General features: G+C 37.1%; 17 protein-coding genes. 11 read left to right on the top strand and 6 right to left on the bottom strand.

Translation table 11 applies throughout. From position 1 onward, the window contains the following. The first annotated feature begins 98 nt into the window (after positions 1 to 98). A complete protein-coding gene (locus RLO81_RS04720) occupies positions 99 to 410 on the top strand; it encodes a DUF5915 domain-containing protein (protein WP_502880430.1) in 312 nt (103 codons plus the stop codon). Beyond that, positions 411 to 1,052 carry a lipoprotein signal peptidase gene (locus tag RLO81_RS04715; protein ID WP_350107956.1) on the top strand — a complete coding sequence of 214 codons (642 nt, stop codon included), beginning with the start codon at positions 411 to 413 and terminating at the stop codon, positions 1,050 to 1,052. On the opposite strand, the gene RLO81_RS04710 is transcribed toward RLO81_RS04715, so the two are convergent. Continuing rightward, positions 1,045 to 1,587: an AAA family ATPase gene (locus tag RLO81_RS04710; RefSeq protein WP_350107953.1), complete on the bottom strand. Its 543-nt coding sequence runs from the start codon at positions 1,585 to 1,587 to the stop codon at positions 1,045 to 1,047. The genes RLO81_RS04715 and RLO81_RS04710 overlap by 8 nt on opposite strands. Further along, positions 1,554 to 2,186, bottom strand: coding sequence for a nicotinamide riboside transporter PnuC (pnuC, locus tag RLO81_RS04705; RefSeq protein WP_350107950.1), 633 nt, complete (start codon positions 2,184 to 2,186; stop codon positions 1,554 to 1,556). The genes RLO81_RS04710 and pnuC overlap by 34 nt, the downstream gene beginning before the upstream one ends. 41 nt (positions 2,187 to 2,227) lie before the next feature. On the opposite strand from pnuC, the gene RLO81_RS04700 reads away from it, so the two are divergent. Then, entirely contained in the window at positions 2,228 to 2,989 is a 762-nt protein-coding gene (locus RLO81_RS04700; protein ID WP_350107947.1) for a toxin-antitoxin system YwqK family antitoxin, read from the top strand. Here RLO81_RS04700 and RLO81_RS04695 read toward each other — a convergent pair. Together RLO81_RS04695 and RLO81_RS04690 are read right to left on the bottom strand one after the other, a co-directional pair. Next, entirely contained in the window at positions 2,986 to 4,530 is a 1,545-nt protein-coding gene (locus RLO81_RS04695) for a tetratricopeptide repeat protein (RefSeq protein ID WP_350107944.1), read from the bottom strand. The genes RLO81_RS04700 and RLO81_RS04695 overlap by 4 nt on opposite strands. Then, positions 4,527 to 5,213, bottom strand: a complete 687-nt coding sequence (locus tag RLO81_RS04690) for a septal ring lytic transglycosylase RlpA family protein (RefSeq protein ID WP_350107941.1) — start codon at positions 5,211 to 5,213, stop codon at positions 4,527 to 4,529. Before RLO81_RS04690 ends, RLO81_RS04695 begins: the two co-directional genes overlap by 4 nt. Before the next feature lie 145 nt (positions 5,214 to 5,358). Here RLO81_RS04690 and guaB point away from each other — a divergent pair, with 145 nt between their 5' ends. The 8 genes from guaB (at position 5,359) to RLO81_RS04650 (ending at position 14,982) form a co-directional block, all read left to right on the top strand. Further along, positions 5,359 to 6,828 carry an IMP dehydrogenase gene (gene guaB, locus RLO81_RS04685; protein WP_350107938.1) on the top strand — a complete coding sequence of 490 codons (1,470 nt, stop codon included), beginning with the start codon at positions 5,359 to 5,361 and terminating at the stop codon, positions 6,826 to 6,828. 95 nt (positions 6,829 to 6,923) lie between these two features. Beyond that, the gene (locus RLO81_RS04680; RefSeq protein ID WP_350107934.1) at positions 6,924 to 9,008 is read left to right on the top strand and encodes a GAF domain-containing SpoIIE family protein phosphatase; all 2,085 of its coding nucleotides are present in this window, start codon (positions 6,924 to 6,926) and stop codon (positions 9,006 to 9,008) included. A 23-nt stretch (positions 9,009 to 9,031) separates the two neighbouring features. Further along, on the top strand, positions 9,032 to 9,367 hold the full coding sequence (locus RLO81_RS04675) for an STAS domain-containing protein (protein WP_350107932.1): 336 nt from the start codon (positions 9,032 to 9,034) through the stop codon (positions 9,365 to 9,367). Beyond that, positions 9,367 to 9,786, top strand: coding sequence for an ATP-binding protein (locus RLO81_RS04670; RefSeq protein WP_350107929.1), 420 nt, complete (start codon positions 9,367 to 9,369; stop codon positions 9,784 to 9,786). Before RLO81_RS04675 ends, RLO81_RS04670 begins: the two co-directional genes overlap by 1 nt. 58 nt (positions 9,787 to 9,844) lie before the next feature. Next, positions 9,845 to 11,797: a peptidylprolyl isomerase gene (locus RLO81_RS04665; RefSeq protein WP_350107927.1), complete on the top strand. Its 1,953-nt coding sequence runs from the start codon at positions 9,845 to 9,847 to the stop codon at positions 11,795 to 11,797. Continuing rightward, the gene (locus RLO81_RS04660) at positions 11,778 to 12,656 is read left to right on the top strand and encodes a peptidylprolyl isomerase (protein WP_350107924.1); all 879 of its coding nucleotides are present in this window, start codon (positions 11,778 to 11,780) and stop codon (positions 12,654 to 12,656) included. The genes RLO81_RS04665 and RLO81_RS04660 overlap by 20 nt, the downstream gene beginning before the upstream one ends. After that, the gene (locus RLO81_RS04655; RefSeq protein ID WP_350107921.1) at positions 12,616 to 13,977 is read left to right on the top strand and encodes a peptidylprolyl isomerase; all 1,362 of its coding nucleotides are present in this window, start codon (positions 12,616 to 12,618) and stop codon (positions 13,975 to 13,977) included. The genes RLO81_RS04660 and RLO81_RS04655 overlap by 41 nt, the downstream gene beginning before the upstream one ends. Before the next feature lie 39 nt (positions 13,978 to 14,016). After that, positions 14,017 to 14,982 (top strand): AAA family ATPase, encoded by a 966-nt coding sequence (locus tag RLO81_RS04650; protein ID WP_350107919.1) that lies wholly within the window; start codon positions 14,017 to 14,019, stop codon positions 14,980 to 14,982. A gap of 4 nt (positions 14,983 to 14,986) precedes the next feature. On the opposite strand, the gene RLO81_RS04645 is transcribed toward RLO81_RS04650, so the two are convergent. Next, a complete protein-coding gene (locus tag RLO81_RS04645) occupies positions 14,987 to 15,433 on the bottom strand; it encodes a hypothetical protein (RefSeq protein WP_350107917.1) in 447 nt (148 codons plus the stop codon). Then, positions 15,426 to 15,840 (bottom strand): 3-hydroxyacyl-CoA dehydrogenase family protein (locus tag RLO81_RS04640; RefSeq protein WP_350107914.1); only part of this gene is annotated, 415 nt, incomplete at its 5' end. The genes RLO81_RS04640 and RLO81_RS04645, both read right to left, overlap by 8 nt.

Here is a 15,840-nt window from a genome sequence, read left to right as displayed (position 1 = left end):
AAGCAAACAATTCGTTTGAAATTTCTATCTCTGATCAGACAGTTAATTTAACCCTTTAAGATGTTGAGATAAGCTATCAGGATATACCGGGTTGGTCTGTGGCTACGGAAGGTAGAATTACTGTTGCTTTGGATATTACATTGGATGATGATCTGCGTAAGGAAGGTATCGCAAGAGACCTCGTGAACAGAGTTCAGAATCTTAGAAAAGATATGGGGCTTGAAGTACAGGATAAGATCAACATCAGCATAGAAAAAAATGAAGAGTTGGTAAATGCTGCCTTAGAAGCTAACAAAGAATATATCTGTTCTGAAACGCAGGCGTTATCCTTGTTAATCATTGATTCTTTAGTAGATGGTAACGAGCTGGAAATGGATGAGTATAAATTAAAAGTTAAGATAAAAGCGTAGATGAAGCTAGACAGTAAATTATTAAAGTACTTCTTAGTGGCCGTGGTGGTTATCATCATAGATCAGGCATCGAAAATGCTGGTTCACAATAATATGATGATGGGCACTGCCGGTGAAATTGATGTTATTGGCGATTGGTTTAAGCTCCATTACCTGCTTAATCCGGGCATGGCCTTTGGTTTAAAGTCGAGCCATGAATATGGAAAATTATTGCTCACCTTATTTAGGCTGGTGGCCATGGTGGGTATAGGATATTACATCTTCTATTTATATAAAAAGCAGGCTCACTCAGGCTTACTTTGGTGCATGGGCTTAATACTTGGTGGTGCTGTGGGTAATGTAATTGACAGTACTTTTTATGGAGTGCTTTTAGATAATGCACCTGTAGGTTCTCCTACGCCATGGTTTCATGGGCAGGTGATAGATATGCTGTTTTTTCCTTTGTTTGATGGTTATTATCCAGAATGGATTCCCGGAATTGGTGGTGATTATTTTCTGTTTTTTAGCCCTGTATTTAACATTGCAGATTCTTCCATTTTCATTGGCGTGGTAATCATTCTAATATATCAAAAGAAGTTTTTTGGTAAGGAAAATGATGACAAATCGCCTGAAGAAGAAGTTAAGGAATCTGTAATTAGCTAGCTAGCAATTCATCAATCACTTCAACTGCCTTTTTTTGACGTTCATAATGCGATCCAGATACCTCAATGAAGTTGGCTCCTCTTTGCAATAGGTCATTCTTAAAAGTGTCATAAAAGTATTCTCTTAAATGAGGGTTTTCACGTTGCGGGTCTTCAACCCAGGGCATATCTATTCCTGTAAGAATATGTAGGTCATATTTTCTTCTATGGTATTCTTTTAATATTTCATCGTAGCATGCTCCGTATTTGTGTTCGCTCCAAATTTTAATAACAGAAAGGTCAGTATCACAGATGAGCAATTTATTGGCAGCTTTCAGTAATTTATCCTCTAATTCAGACTGCCCACTAGCAATTATTGGCAGATCTTTCTCCTCATACGGCCTATCTAATCGCTCGATATATTTCCTAGCATATTCTGGGACCCACACGGTATTGTAATATTTGGCTAATAGAGAAGATAAAGTACTTTTACCCGTGCATTCCGGACCAACGAGCGCCACTTTTATAATGCCTTTTCCTTTGCTAATTTCTTCCATTCCAAATATCCAACAACTGCTAAACCAATATATACTAAGTAAAGTAAGGAGTAAAAATAAATTTCTTTGTAATAATAAATTCCAGCTGCAAGTATATCTACCACAAACCAATATATCCAATTTTCAACTTTCTTCCTGGCTGTCAGCCACATGGCAGTTACACTTAATGAAGTTGTTGCGGCATCCCAATAAGGCACAGAGGCCGGAATGAGGTTAGGGAATAGGATATCAACGTTAGATAAAAACAAGCCGAAGATCCATATACCAGCAAGTGATACGATTATGTAAAAAGCATTCCATCGAATAGAAAGCCATTTAACGGCCAACTTTTCTTTGCCGCTCATCTTACCAAAAACCCAATGATACCAGCCATATATGTTAAGGATTAAAAAAAATACATGCAGTAAAAAATCCCCATATAATTGCTGTGTCCAGAAAATATAAAGCGAAAGCAGAATGTAGGTTATACCTGTTGGCCAGGTTAATATGTTTTCTTTAATCAAAAAGTAAACACATAATAAACCAAAGAGTAATCCTGCGGCTTCTGTTAAATCAATAGAAAGAAAGTAATCGAGACTTTGGCGAAGTAATTCGGTCATGGATGCCAAAGATATCTTATAATTTTTAGATTTGTTTGAATATGACTTTAAAGCGAAAATCTAATCTTCTACTGCTTTTAATGCCGTTTTTACTGGCTTCTTGCGGTATGCTCGAGAATGAGAATAAAAAAAATGGCAAGAAGATTAGAGATGGTATTGTAAAGCAATACAGGGCTAACAATGTTCTGAAAAACGAAATTACTTATAAAGATGGGCTGCGCCACGGAGTAGCAAAAACGTATTATGAGGATGGTACGCTACGCCAAAAGATAGATTACAAAATGGGTAAGAAGCACGGTGAAGCTATCACATATTATGAGAATGGAAAGGTGTATCAATCAACGCCCTATATAGAAAATAGAATTGAAGGTATAAGGAAAAAGTATCGGCAGAATGGTAAGCTCATGGCTGAAATACCTTATAAAAATAATCACCCTTGCAGTGGCCTTGTAGAATACTTGTTAGATGGTTCAGAGAAGAAAAACTATCCCGAAATCACGTTTAAGACAATCGATAACATTCTTAAAAGTGGTAAATACGACTTAGAAATCATGATGTCTGATAGAAGCAGGAATGTTGATTTTTATATTAACACACCACTATCTGATGAAGGCTGTCTGGTTACTGAGTTTGGCGCACGATCTAACTATAAGCCCGGAGTATTAAAATTAACTTACAACCTGCCAGAAGGTACTTTTGTAATGGAAGAAATTAAGGTTTTAGCCGTAGTGAAAACCAGGCTCGGCAATCCTTATGTTACAACGGCAAAGCATAATCTGGCCATTGAAAATAGAGGGTATTAACGAATCATACCTTTTCTCACCAACAGCTCATGGTTATGGGGCGACATGTTTAATCCTTCGTTAAGAATGGATTTCGCTTTGGCTGTATAGCCCTGTCTAAAATAATAAACAGCCGTTATGGAATAGGCTCTTCCCAAATTTCTATGATTAATACTTAGTTCAGGTTCATAGGTTTCTTCAAAAAGTTGCTTGTACTTAAGACCTTGTTCTTCATTTTTTAAATCGAAGTATTTTCCGAATTGAATTAAATAAGTGTTTGCCAGCATACTCTTAAAATAATTATTATCCATCAAATCAGGATATTCAACTTTAAACTCTTCAAGTTTTGTCAATACCGTCTCATCATCAGCAGAAAAAAGCGTTTTTGCCAGGGCATTAATCATTGCATTGTTTACGTCCAAATTTTGCGGTTTAGCTTCATATGCTTTCCTAAAAAAGTTTAGGCTTTCAATATACTTAGCCTGGTTATAAAGAACCCTACCTCTTTCGTAATGATAGAGATACTCAAATTCAAGAGCTAGTGCTTTATCCTTGGTTTTCTTACCAATAATTTCGTAATGACTTTCAAGTTTCTCTGGTAGGTTTTTGTCAATCAACAGAATATTTATCATTCTACTAAACTCACTTAGTAGTAAATCCCTTTCCAAATCTTTATCTCTGGTTAATCTGGCTAACAAATCAGCACCTGTTGATTCCTCATATTCCTGATTAATCAGGTATTGTACATTGCTTGCCAACCAGAAATTCCTGGTTTTTTCAGAAGGATAGAATAGCCATGCCTTTTCTGCTTGCCGGAAAGCACCTATAAAATCATCATTCATTAATTTTGAGATCGCATCATTCAAATACTGTATTCCGATTAGGTTGGTGAGGTTTATGTCTTCATCCGATAAATAGTATTTACTAAAGAGTTCATCAGTGCTTTGCGTTCGTAATTCTGCGCTACTTATTAGTTTGGCCTTGGCTAGTTGGTTCACTAGTTCTTGTTTGCTATTGTCAGTATAGTTAACAAAACCATATTGTGGGTCTGTTGATTCTACCAGCACCTGTTCAGTATTTGGGTATGCTACCAAATACACGTGTGTAGGTCTTTCTTTAACAGTGAATGGTATATCTAGCTCATTTAAAAAAATACCATATAATGCTGTTGCCGATACACAGTTGTATTTGCCATTATCAAAAATTTCAGAGAATTGATTTTCCGCTAAATACTGATCGAAGAAGCGTTCATGTACTTGTTCATAAATGTATTTGATTTTCTTCTCAGGCTTCTTGCTCAATGCTTTGGCCCCTCTTAGTTCTTCGAGAAATTGATTTGTTCTTTCTTTGGCGGCCAGGTATGATGTTGAAGTTATTTTTGGACTAAGAGAATAGAACAGGCTAAAATAATCTGGTTCATCTGAAGCTAAATAATCTTTAATTGCGCTCTTCTCTAAATCGGAACTAAAGTTTAGTTCATCAAAGCGTGCCAGAGAGTCTTGTCCATTTGCCAGTATTGAGAGGGAAAGTAGAAGAATTGTTAAGTGTACTTTTGAAATCATAGTTTAGAGAAATCCACAATGAATGCGTCAGGATATCTTTTTTGAAGTTTTGTTTTAAATTCAGCGGCCTTTTCCCTGTTTTTAAAATCGCCTACAACTATGGTATAAATCTTTACGCCATTCAAAACTTTAACCTGCACAGTCACTTCTTTCTGATAACTTGATTTCAGGTTGTCTGCTAGCCGTACAAGATTTGCTAATTCTTTGAAACTACCAATCTGCACACCAAATCCCTTCGGATTAATCCTATCAACATTAAACTCATAAAACTCCTTTTCATCCACAGTTACGTGGTTAATCGGCTGGCTCAGTCCGCCACCTTTTCCATCGCCGGCATCAACCACTTCTATTTTCACATCTGCTAACCCATCATTAATAAAATTTAGTTTTTCTGCAGCTGATCGTGATAAATCTATGACCCTACCCTCTACAAAAGGGCCACGATCATTAATTCGCACTTCAACACTATTATTATTCTTCAAATTTGTAACCTTGACGACAGTGCCGAAGGGTAATGTCTTGTGTGCGGCAGTTAGTTTAGAATGTTTGTACTTTTCGCCACTGGCTGTTGGTCGGCCTTCGAATTTATCGGCATAATAGGAAGCTTTACCTTCCTGAATTTGGCCAATGGCTGAAGAAAAGCAGATAGTTAGGAGAAATAATAGGCTTAGATATTTTATCATGGTTGTCAGTCTTAATTTTTCGGATTTATAGTTAAAGATAGTAAGAACGATATAAGATGAGGCAAATTCTTTTTTCAAAATTACTCATTAAATAAAGTCGTATTCTGTAGCTTTGCACGGCAAATAACATTAACGCTTATTTGCTATGTCACCAGACAATTCTAGATTTCCTGAAGCACTTACTTACGATGATGTGCTTCTTCAACCGGGCTACTCAGAAGTATTACCAAGAGACACGGATACTTCAAGCCAACTAACAAGAAACATAAGATTGAATATCCCTTTGGTTTCCGCAGCTATGGATACCGTAACGGAATATAATTTGGCAATTGCCATGGCGCTTGAAGGAGGTCTTGGTTTTATTCACAAGAATATGACCAAAGAAGAGCAGGCCCGACAGGTTCGTAAAGTAAAACGTTCACAAAGTGGTATGATTCTCGACCCAATTACATTAGACATCAACTCTAAAGTAATGGATGCTGAGAATATCATGCGTGAGTATAAAATAGGAGGCATTCCTGTGATTGATGAATCGGGAAAACTCATAGGCATTATAACCAATCGGGATTTAAGGTTTCATAAGGATATGTCCACTCCTATAAAATCTATCATGACGTCCAAAAACCTGATTACTGCAGAGGAAGATAATATCAGCTTGGAGACAGCTGAAGGTATTCTTCAGCAACATAAAATTGAAAAGCTGCCAATAGTTAATAAGTCAGGCATTCTTACCGGGTTAATTACGTATAAAGATATCCTTAAAAAACGCGATAAGCCGTTTGCTTGTAAAGATGAGTACGGGCGGTTAAGAGTAGGTGCCGCTGTTGGTGTAACGCCAGATATATTAGAAAGAATTGAACTTCTTAAAAATGCAGGTGTAGATGTTGTAAGCGTTGATACAGCCCATGGCCATTCAAGAGGAGTGTTAGACCAGGTAAAAGAAGTAAAAAAGACATATCCTGATTTAGAAATTATTGCTGGAAACATTGCTACAGGAGAAGCAGCCAAAGCATTAGTAGATGCCGGAGCGGATGGAATTAAAGTAGGTGTTGGCCCTGGCAGTATTTGTACCACCAGAATAATTGCTGGCGTAGGTGTTCCACAACTTTCTGCAGTGCACGAATCAGCGAATGCCATCAAGGGTTCTGGTGTACCTATTATTGCTGATGGTGGAATCAGGTTCTCTGGTGATATCGTAAAAGCTCTTGCGGGTGGTGCACAAAGTGTAATGGTAGGCTCACTTTTAGCAGGTACTGAAGAAGCGCCAGGTAAAGTAATCATTTACGAAGGCAGGAAGTTTAAGTCGTACAGAGGCATGGGCTCATTAGAGGCTATGGAAGATGGATCAAAAGACAGATACTTTCAGGATGCAGAAGATGATATTAAAAAGCTTGTGCCTGAAGGTATAGTAGGAAGAGTGCCTTATAAAGGGTTGGTATCTGAAGTGCTTTATCAATTGGTTGGTGGACTAAAAGCAGGTATGGGCTACTGTGGTGCTAAGAACATAGAAAAACTGAGTGAAGCTAAGTTTGTAAAAATTACCACTGCAGGAGTAAACGAAAGTCACCCACATGATATTTTCATTACGCGAGAGGCACCTAACTATAGCAGATAACATCAATTTGTTAAAAGAATAAAAGCGGAGTCAGCTCCGCTTTTTGCATTTATTAACTTATTGTAAATCCAATATTTATTATCTTCAAGGCTGCTATGTTAAGTGCTAAAGCCATCATCAGATTAAGTACACTTGTATCCATTCTATCATGGGTGGCATTGGTGTTTACTGATCTTTCCATTGTATTTAGCAGCACAAGCAACATCAGCCCCAGTGTTGATGACGAAGTGCCCAAAATACTGCTTAGCCTTTTCGCATTCTCCGTATTTCTATATTATAAATTCAAGATAGAAAAGGCCGAAAGTATCAATTTTGTTGATCTTTTGTGGAAGGTGTTTGTCACAGGCCTTGTGGTAACAATTGTATCGCTGTTCTTTAGACTCATTCTCAATTTATTAGGAAACACAAAGCTTGCCGGTAATGTAGTTTTTCTGGACTTTCTTTATCTGGTCAACCTGGGCCTAATCATCTCATTTCTGGTTTCCACGTTTGTGGTTTGGAAACGACTCATTCTCTATCAAAAATCTAAATTCCTACTCACTACCTGGAAGGTGTTTGAGTATGCGCTACTAGGAAGTTTAGTATACAGCCTGTTTGGCGGTCCTGCTGTGGTTTGGTTCAGGGAATATTACATCACCATTTTGGTGTTAATGGGTCTTTTCCTTTCAGCCAATATGAAGTGGGTGGCTTATTTGAACTTTAAACAAAAGTGGAAAAGTATTTTACTTATTGCTTTGGCAATGTTTTATCTGGGATACTTCAGCGTAACCCTCTATGGGTTTTCAGTTGATATATCAGCCCAAACTACTCAGTTTCAGGATTTCAGGGATAGTGTTTTCGTTACATCGCTCATCAGTTTCATTTTTGTATATGCACTATTCTCGCTCCTTGTTATATTATTCAACCTGCCCACCTCATCAGTATTTGAGCAAAAGCTGGAAGAGGTATTAAATTTTCAGCGATTAAGCCAAAGTATTCAAACAGAACAAAATGAAGAACGGGTGTATGATATCCTTTTGGAAAGTTCGGTAAGTACTGTATTTGCCGATGCAGCCTGGATAGAACTACATGACACACGAAGTGGTAGTACATTCTTCACGCATCATATTGAGGAGGCTGAAATCCTAAAAATAAAGAAGCATTTTGTAGATAATAACATTAAGGGAATACTTGAGAAGGGCAGCGATCGAACAAAAAACCTTGGTAAATACCTTGCCACGTTAAAAGCAACAAGATTCAGATCCATGATTGCGTTTCCTGTGCATGTAAAAGGGAAACAAGAAGCAACCCTGGCATTATTAAAGGAAGTGAGTGATGGATTTAATAAAGAGAATGCCAACATAATAGATGCATTTAGTAATCAAGCGGGTATTTCAATTGAGAACTTTAGACTTCTTTCTGAAGCACTCCAGAATGAACGATACAAAGAAGAACTTAAAATTGCCAAAAGAGTACAAAGCAGTTTGTTGCCGAAAAACCTGGCCATAAGTGATGATTTTGATGTAACGGCATTCTCAGAAGCAGCTGATGAAGTAGGAGGCGACTATTACGATACGCTTGTTATTGACGGAAACAGGATAGCTATAATTATCAGCGATGTTTCAGGCAAAGGAACATCTGCAGCTTTTCACATGTCACAAATGAAAGGAGTATTCCAAAGTCTTGCACAACTAGGGTTGGAGCCAAAAGATTTTTTAGTAAAAGCCAACACGGCACTTAGCAAGTGTTTAGACAAAACATCGTTTATCACCACCTCTTTTTTTGTGGTGGATACAAAAAAGAAGGTCGTTGAGTTTGCTCGAGCGGGTCACTGTCCAACATTGTATTTCGACTCAGAAAAGAAGCAATGGGAATTCTTTCAGAATAAAGGCCTAGGGCTGGGAATACTTAGAAACGGGGATTTCGCAAACTTTATCCAGCCAAATAAGTTTTCATACAAGCCTGGCGATATAATCATCCTATATACCGATGGCATCACAGAGGCCAAGAATATGAAAGGACAAGAATACGGGTACGAGAGGCTGCAGGAAGCGGTTACCAAAACTATGAATTGCACCGCTGAGGAAATTCAAAAGGCAATTATTGATGATTTATATGAGTTTACAGGAACATCTGTAATTGATGATGATTATACCACGGTGGTAATAAAATTTAAGCAAGCTTTATTAGATAAACATTAGTATAAACAATACGTAAAAGAGATATGGTTGATGTTAAGAGAATTCAGGAAGGTAGTTACGATTTGATTAATATAATAGGTGAAGTGGATGCCAGTTCATCTATTGAATTAGATAACGCCATGGATGAAGCCGTAAAAAGCGGTCATAAATCCTTCCTGGTTGACTGCTCCTCCCTTGAGTATATATCTTCAGCAGGTTTAGGCGTATTTATGTCATACATCGAAGAATTTAAGAAAAACGACATAACTATAGTTTTTTACGGACTAAATGAGAAAGTGGCAAATGTGTTTGAAATTTTAGGCCTTGACCAATTGCTAATTATTAGAAAAACCAAAGAAGAGGCAAAAGAGGCGCTATAATGAAGTACAGTTACAAAGTACCTTGTAAAAAAGAGAAGCTTCGTGATATCCGATCTTTTGTAAAGGAGATTCTTGATAAACATGGGCTATCTGAAATTGATTCAAGCACTTTAGTGCTGGCGATAGACGAGGTATGCGCTAATCTAATTATTCATGCTCATCAGTGTAATGCAAAAGAATCGATAGAAATTGTTATCCATGTCGACAAAGGTGTGGGTATTATATTTGACATAATTGATAAAGCCGAGATTTTTGATATTAGTAATTATGAAGAGCCACAATTAGAAGATATCATTAAAAAACAACGCAAAGGAGGCCTGGGTTTAATCTTAGTAAAAAGAATTATGGATAACATTCAGATTATACAAGACCCCTCTAAGAATATTTGCCGCATGACCAAAAAGATAGAAGTAGCATAATACATTCCTTTTTCCTTTAAAATCGTTAAAATTGCAGGGTTTTTCAATCAAACCGTTTATGGTACTTAAAAGGCTTTTTTACATTTATTTATCGCTAATTCTGACCTTCAATTTTGCTTATGGTCAGAGAAAAAAATCTGATGACATTCTATTTTCGGTGGAGGATCAAGCAGTAACCATTGAAGAATTTAACTACGTCTACAGCAAGAATAATGTAAATAACAACGGTGCATTTACAAAAGCAGACATTGAAAATTACTTTGAATTGTTTATCAACTTCAAGCTTAAAATTCAAGAGGCTAAAAATAGAAAAATGGATGAATCTGAGGCTTTTAAGCAAGAGCTGGAGGGTTATGTTGAACAATTGAAAAAGCCGTACCTTACTGAAAATGCCGTAACCAATCGTCTGATTGAAGAGGCATATAATCGATTTAAACAAGAGGTTAGAGCCCAACACATATTAATTAAGCTCGACAAAGAAGACACACTTAAGGCGTATAATAAAGCAATTGAGGTTCGTGAAATGATTATAAATGGCCAGCCATTTAATCAGGTTGCACAAAAGTATTCTGAAGATCCTTCAGTAAAAATTAATAGCGGAGACCTTGGTTATTTTACTTCTTTTCAGATGGTTTACCCGTTTGAATCAGCCGCCTATAATACGCCTGTAGGAGAAATAAGTATGCCAGTAAGAACACAGTTTGGCTATCATTTAGTAAAAGTGTTGGATAAAAGGCCGACTAATGGGAAAGTTCAGGTTGCCCACATTATGCTCAGGCATAAAGCAGACTCTGCCTCTGTGAGGGACAAAATTTTTGAACTATACGAGCAGGCTCGAGGCGGAGTGGATTGGAATGAACTGGTAAAACAATATTCAGAAGATATCAATAGCAAGAACACAAAAGGCATACTTCGTGCATTTTCAGTGGGTCAAATGCCCATTGAATTCCAAGAAGCATCTTTTCAATTAAATGAAGTAGGACAGATTTCAGATCCAATCAAAACTAAATATGGTTGGCATATAATTAAACTAATAAAAAGAGAAGAAATCGATTCATTCGACAAGATGAGGGATATGATCTCCGCAAGAATCAGCAAAGATGTAAGATCAGAATTAAATGAAAAGGTGCTAATTCAAAGATTAAAGAAAGAAAATGGGTTTTCTATAAATGATAAGGCTTATAAACTGCTAAAAGAAAAAGCAGATAGTAGCTTACTTAAAGGCAATTGGTATCCTGAACTAGGTAAAAAAGCACCTGATGATTTGCTAACGATAGGGGATTCAAAAATAGCTGTTAAAGCATTTATTGAGTTTGTTAATAATGAAGATAAAAATAACACCAATTCACCAGGGTATATTCTTGACCTACTTTTTGAAAAGTTTCAAAACTTACGAATAAAGCAGTATGAAGAAGGGCACCTGGCAGATAAGTACATTGATTATAGGATGCTGGTAAAAGAGTATCATGAAGGTATATTGTTGTTTCAACTGATGGAAGCGGAAGTTTGGAATAAAGCCATAGAAGACTCCGTAGGTCTGGCAAACTTCTATCAAGAACATAAGACTGATTATATGTGGGGCAAAAGGGCGCAAGTAAAGATGTACAGTTCTGCTGAGAAGCCTGTTATTTCGAGGATTAAAACGGCTATAGATGAGAACGACACTGTTTATTTATCGAAAGAAAACCTTTATAAAACCTATAATTCAGGTAGTTCCGTAACTTTGCAAACTGAAACTGGGCTTTTTGAGGAAGGAGTTATCGAAGCATTAGATAGAGTAGATTGGAAAATGGGTGTGCATACCACAACGTATGCTGGAAAAGATCATTTAATAGTGATCACTGATATTGAAGAACCGCGGATTAAGAAGTTAAATGAAGCAAAGGGGGCGGTAATTTCCGATTACCAAAATCAGTTAGAGAAAGAATGGCTTAAAACATTAAAAGAAAAATACACGGTTAACGTTAATCAAAAAGCATTAAATAAAGTCTATGAACAGTTGGTTCAATAAAAGTGTGGTGATTCTATTCATGGCAACACTTGCTTCATGCGATTTAATTAAGATGAAGGAAGATGTTGTGCAGGAAGAAAATATGCCAGATCCTGTTGCACGAGTTGGTGATCAGTTTCTTTATCCAGATGATTTGGAAGGGATAGCCACATCGGGCATGAGCTCTGAAGATAGCACTGAAAGAACCATGAGGTTTGTAAACAACTGGGTGCGCAAGCAACTGCTTATTCAGGAAGCTGCTACTAAAATTGAATTTGATGAAGCCGAAATTGAAAGAAAAATTTTGGATTATCGATTTAGTTTGATGGGGTATGAGTACCAGTCTTACTATATCAATCAGAATTTAGATAAAGAAGTTACAGATGCTGAGATTGAGGAATACTATAAAGAGAACATCGATAACTTTCTTTTGAAGCAAAACATCATTAGAGGCAAGTTTATTAAACTACCCGTAGGTGCTCCAAAAATGGAAAAGGTTAAAAGTCTGATTAACTCCAAAAAACAAGAGAAGCTAGATGAACTTAATTCTTATGCCCTAAGTTTTGCAGCTACATATCAGTTGAACGATTCAGTTTGGATGGTTTTTGATGAAGTGATAAAAAACTCTCCTTTGGCTGAAATACCAAACAAGATTCAATATTTACAAAATAACAGATATATCGAAACGTCAGATTTACAGTTCAGGTACTTTATAAAAATTGACGAGTACAGAATATCTGATAACACTTCACCCCTGGAGTTTGTGAAGGAGGATATAAAAAACATCATTATCAACAAGAGAAAAGTGCAGTTGGCACAGCAGTTAGAAGAAGATTTATATGAGCGAGCAAAAAAAAATAAAGAGTTTGAAGTTTATTAGAACCACATTACTTATCGTATTACTTCAATGTAGTGTGTTCCTATCTTTTGCCCAGGAAGGTGGTGTAATGGTGGATGAAATTATAAGTAAGGTGGATAACTACATCGTGCTCAAATCAGACCTTGAAAGAGCTTATATGAACTACTTGTCGAGTGGAAATTCGGCATCATCACAAGCTAAATGCGGTATTCTGGCACAATTAATTAGCGGTAAGTTAATGGTTGCGAAAGCAGAAATTGATTCTGTTGATGTAAGCGATGCTTTAGTGGACAATAATCTTGATAGAAGGATGCAGATCATTCTATCACAATATGGTGGCTCAGAAGAACAACTAGAGCAGTATTATGGCAAATCGCTGGATGATATCAAGGAAGAAATTAGAGATGATGTGAAAGAACAGCTTACAGTGGAAACTATGCAGAATGAAATCATTAAGGATTTGAAGGTTACGCCAGCAGAAGTAAAAAAATTCTTTTCAAGAATACCTAAAGACAGTCTCCCATATTTTTCTACTGAAGTTGAAGTAGGTCAAATAGTTAGAATGCCAACAATTAGTAATGAAAGAAAAAATGAATTGAAGCTTAGACTAAATCAGCTGAAAAAGAGGGCCGAAGCGGGCGAGAGTTTCGAAGCACTTGCAAAGGAATATTCACAGGGGCCAAGTGCGAAATATGGAGGTAATCTCGGGTTTGCCCAAAGAGGTGCGATGGCTCCAAAGTTTGAAGCTAATGCGTTAAAACTAAAACCAAACCAAATTTCAGATGCCTTTGAAACAGAGTTTGGTATTCATATCGTTCAATTAATAGAGCGAAGAGGGAATGAGTATAATTCAAGGCACATTATTCTAATCCCGGATCCTTCTGAAGAGGATATACGCAGAACAAGTAATTCATTAGATAGTATAAGACAATTAATAATTAACGACAGTATTACTTTTGAGAAGGCTGCCAAGGAATTTTCTGAAGATAAAAGAACGGCTGGCAGTGGAGGATTTTTCACTGATAGCCAGGGTGGATTTAAAATTTCTGTGGAGGATTTAGATCCTGTTATCTTTTTTACAATAGATAGTATGCAAGTGGGCGATATAAGCAAACCTGTTAAATTCCGTAAAGACGATGGCAAAGAGGCAGTTAGAATCTTGTATTATAAAGCAAAAATCAGTCCCCACCAAGCCAATTTAAAGGAAGATTGGCAAAAGATACAGGCAGCCACATTAAACGAAAAGAAATCTCGTATTTTAAGTGAATGGTTTAACAAAGCCAGAAATGACGTATTTATTAGTATCGATGATACTTATGATTATTGTGGTATTCTCAACTAATAAATAATTACTTCGTAACTACTACTTAAAACTGATTATATGAAAGAATTTAAGACTGATGTAGAAGCTGCTGACGGTTTGTTTGAAGCTTACAACTCGCTTAAAAAGGAGATTTCAAAGGTAGTAGTCGGCCAGGAAGAAGTGGTGAGGCTGTTACTTACTTCTATTTTCTGTGGAGGACATTGCTTGTTAGTGGGTGTTCCTGGTCTGGCCAAAACTCTTCTTATTCAAACCATGTCATCAGCCCTAGATCTTAAATTCAATAGAATTCAATTCACACCCGATCTAATGCCATCAGATATTGTTGGGGCCGAAACATTAGATAAAGACAGAAATTTCAAGTTTATAAGAGGGCCAATATTTTCCAATATCATTTTGGCAGATGAGATTAATCGAACTCCGCCTAAAACGCAAGCTGCTTTATTGGAATCTATGCAAGAGTATGCCGTAACCATTGGCGGGCAGAAGCATGATTTGGATAGGCCGTTTTTTGTATTGGCTACTCAAAACCCTATAGAACAAGAGGGTACTTATCCCTTGCCGGAGGCACAGCTAGATCGTTTTATGTTCAATGTTGTTTTGGACTACCCTAGCTACAATCAAGAACTCGATATTGTTAAAAATACCACCTCAGATATTACAACTAAGGTTTCTCACATATTATCTGGTGATGAGATTACCTACTTTCAGCATTTGGTAAGAAAAGTGCCTATCGCAGATAATGTTGTGGAATATGCCGTAGACTTAGTTCAGAAAACAAGGCCTAACACAGAACGTGCGCCACAAATTACGAATGATTATCTGGAATGGGGTGCCGGCCCAAGAGCATCGCAGTTTCTTGTACTGGGTGCTAAATGTAACGCCTTACTAAATGGCAATTATTCACCTGATATTGCAGATGTACAGGCCGTTGCCAAACCAACATTGAGACATAGACTTGTTAGAAATTTTAAAGCTGAAGCCGAAGGGTATGATATTGACAAGATTATAGATAATCTACTCTAACTAATTATCGGCCATTTGCTGATTCATCTGTAATGGTTAATGTACTTCCAGTTAGTGATGTTTCGTAAATTCTTAAAGGAGATCGAGCTGGGCCTGCCGTTGGCATTGCATCAGGGAAATTGTAATTAGAACCGCAGCAAGTATCGACCATAAAGAAGCCTGAGGAATGTACATCTACCGTTGCACAAGCTGAGTTAGGCTCAAAGGAGCAATTGCGTTCAAAAGCTATATAATTCGTATCAGACTCCTTGTAAAGTATTATTCCTCTCACACCGCCATCAATAGTCATATGGCCTACGGTTTTTAAATCTTGATACTCCGGAAGGGTGATATTGATAGTAATGTCAGGAAAGTCTGTAAATGGCAAAGGAATATCTGCAGTGTCTTCCTCACAACCGCTATAGAAGGGAAGGATACTAATTAATGCCAGTAAGGTTAAAATTCTATTCATAGTTATAAAACCCTTTTCCGGATTTTCTGCCGTGATGGCCGGCATCTACTTTTTGTTGTTGAATTCTGCTAGGTCTGAATTTAGAATCTTGATAAAAGGAATTAAACATTGAGGTTGTTACTGAGAAATTAGTGTCAACCCCAATTAAATCCATTAATTCAAAAGGCCCCATTTTAAAGCCACTTGAGCGCATGAGTGTATCGATGGTTTTTACATCAGCAACACCTTCTTCGAGCACTTTTAGACCTTCAACATAGAAGTGTCTGGCAACTCTGTTCACAATAAAGCCAGGCGAATCTGCGGCCATAACAGGTGTCTTGCCTAATTTTTTCGCTAAATCATAGGTGATTGAAGCAACATTTTGTTTTGTGGAAGCTCCAGAAATAACTTCTACTAACTTCATAATA

Origin of the sequence: Fulvivirga sp. (genome assembly GCF_040220315.1) — a bacterium.
Lineage (GTDB): Bacteria > Bacteroidota > Bacteroidia > Cytophagales > Cyclobacteriaceae > Fulvivirga.
Note: the sequence above shows the minus strand (reverse complement) of the source record. Positions and strands in the feature narration are given on the sequence as shown.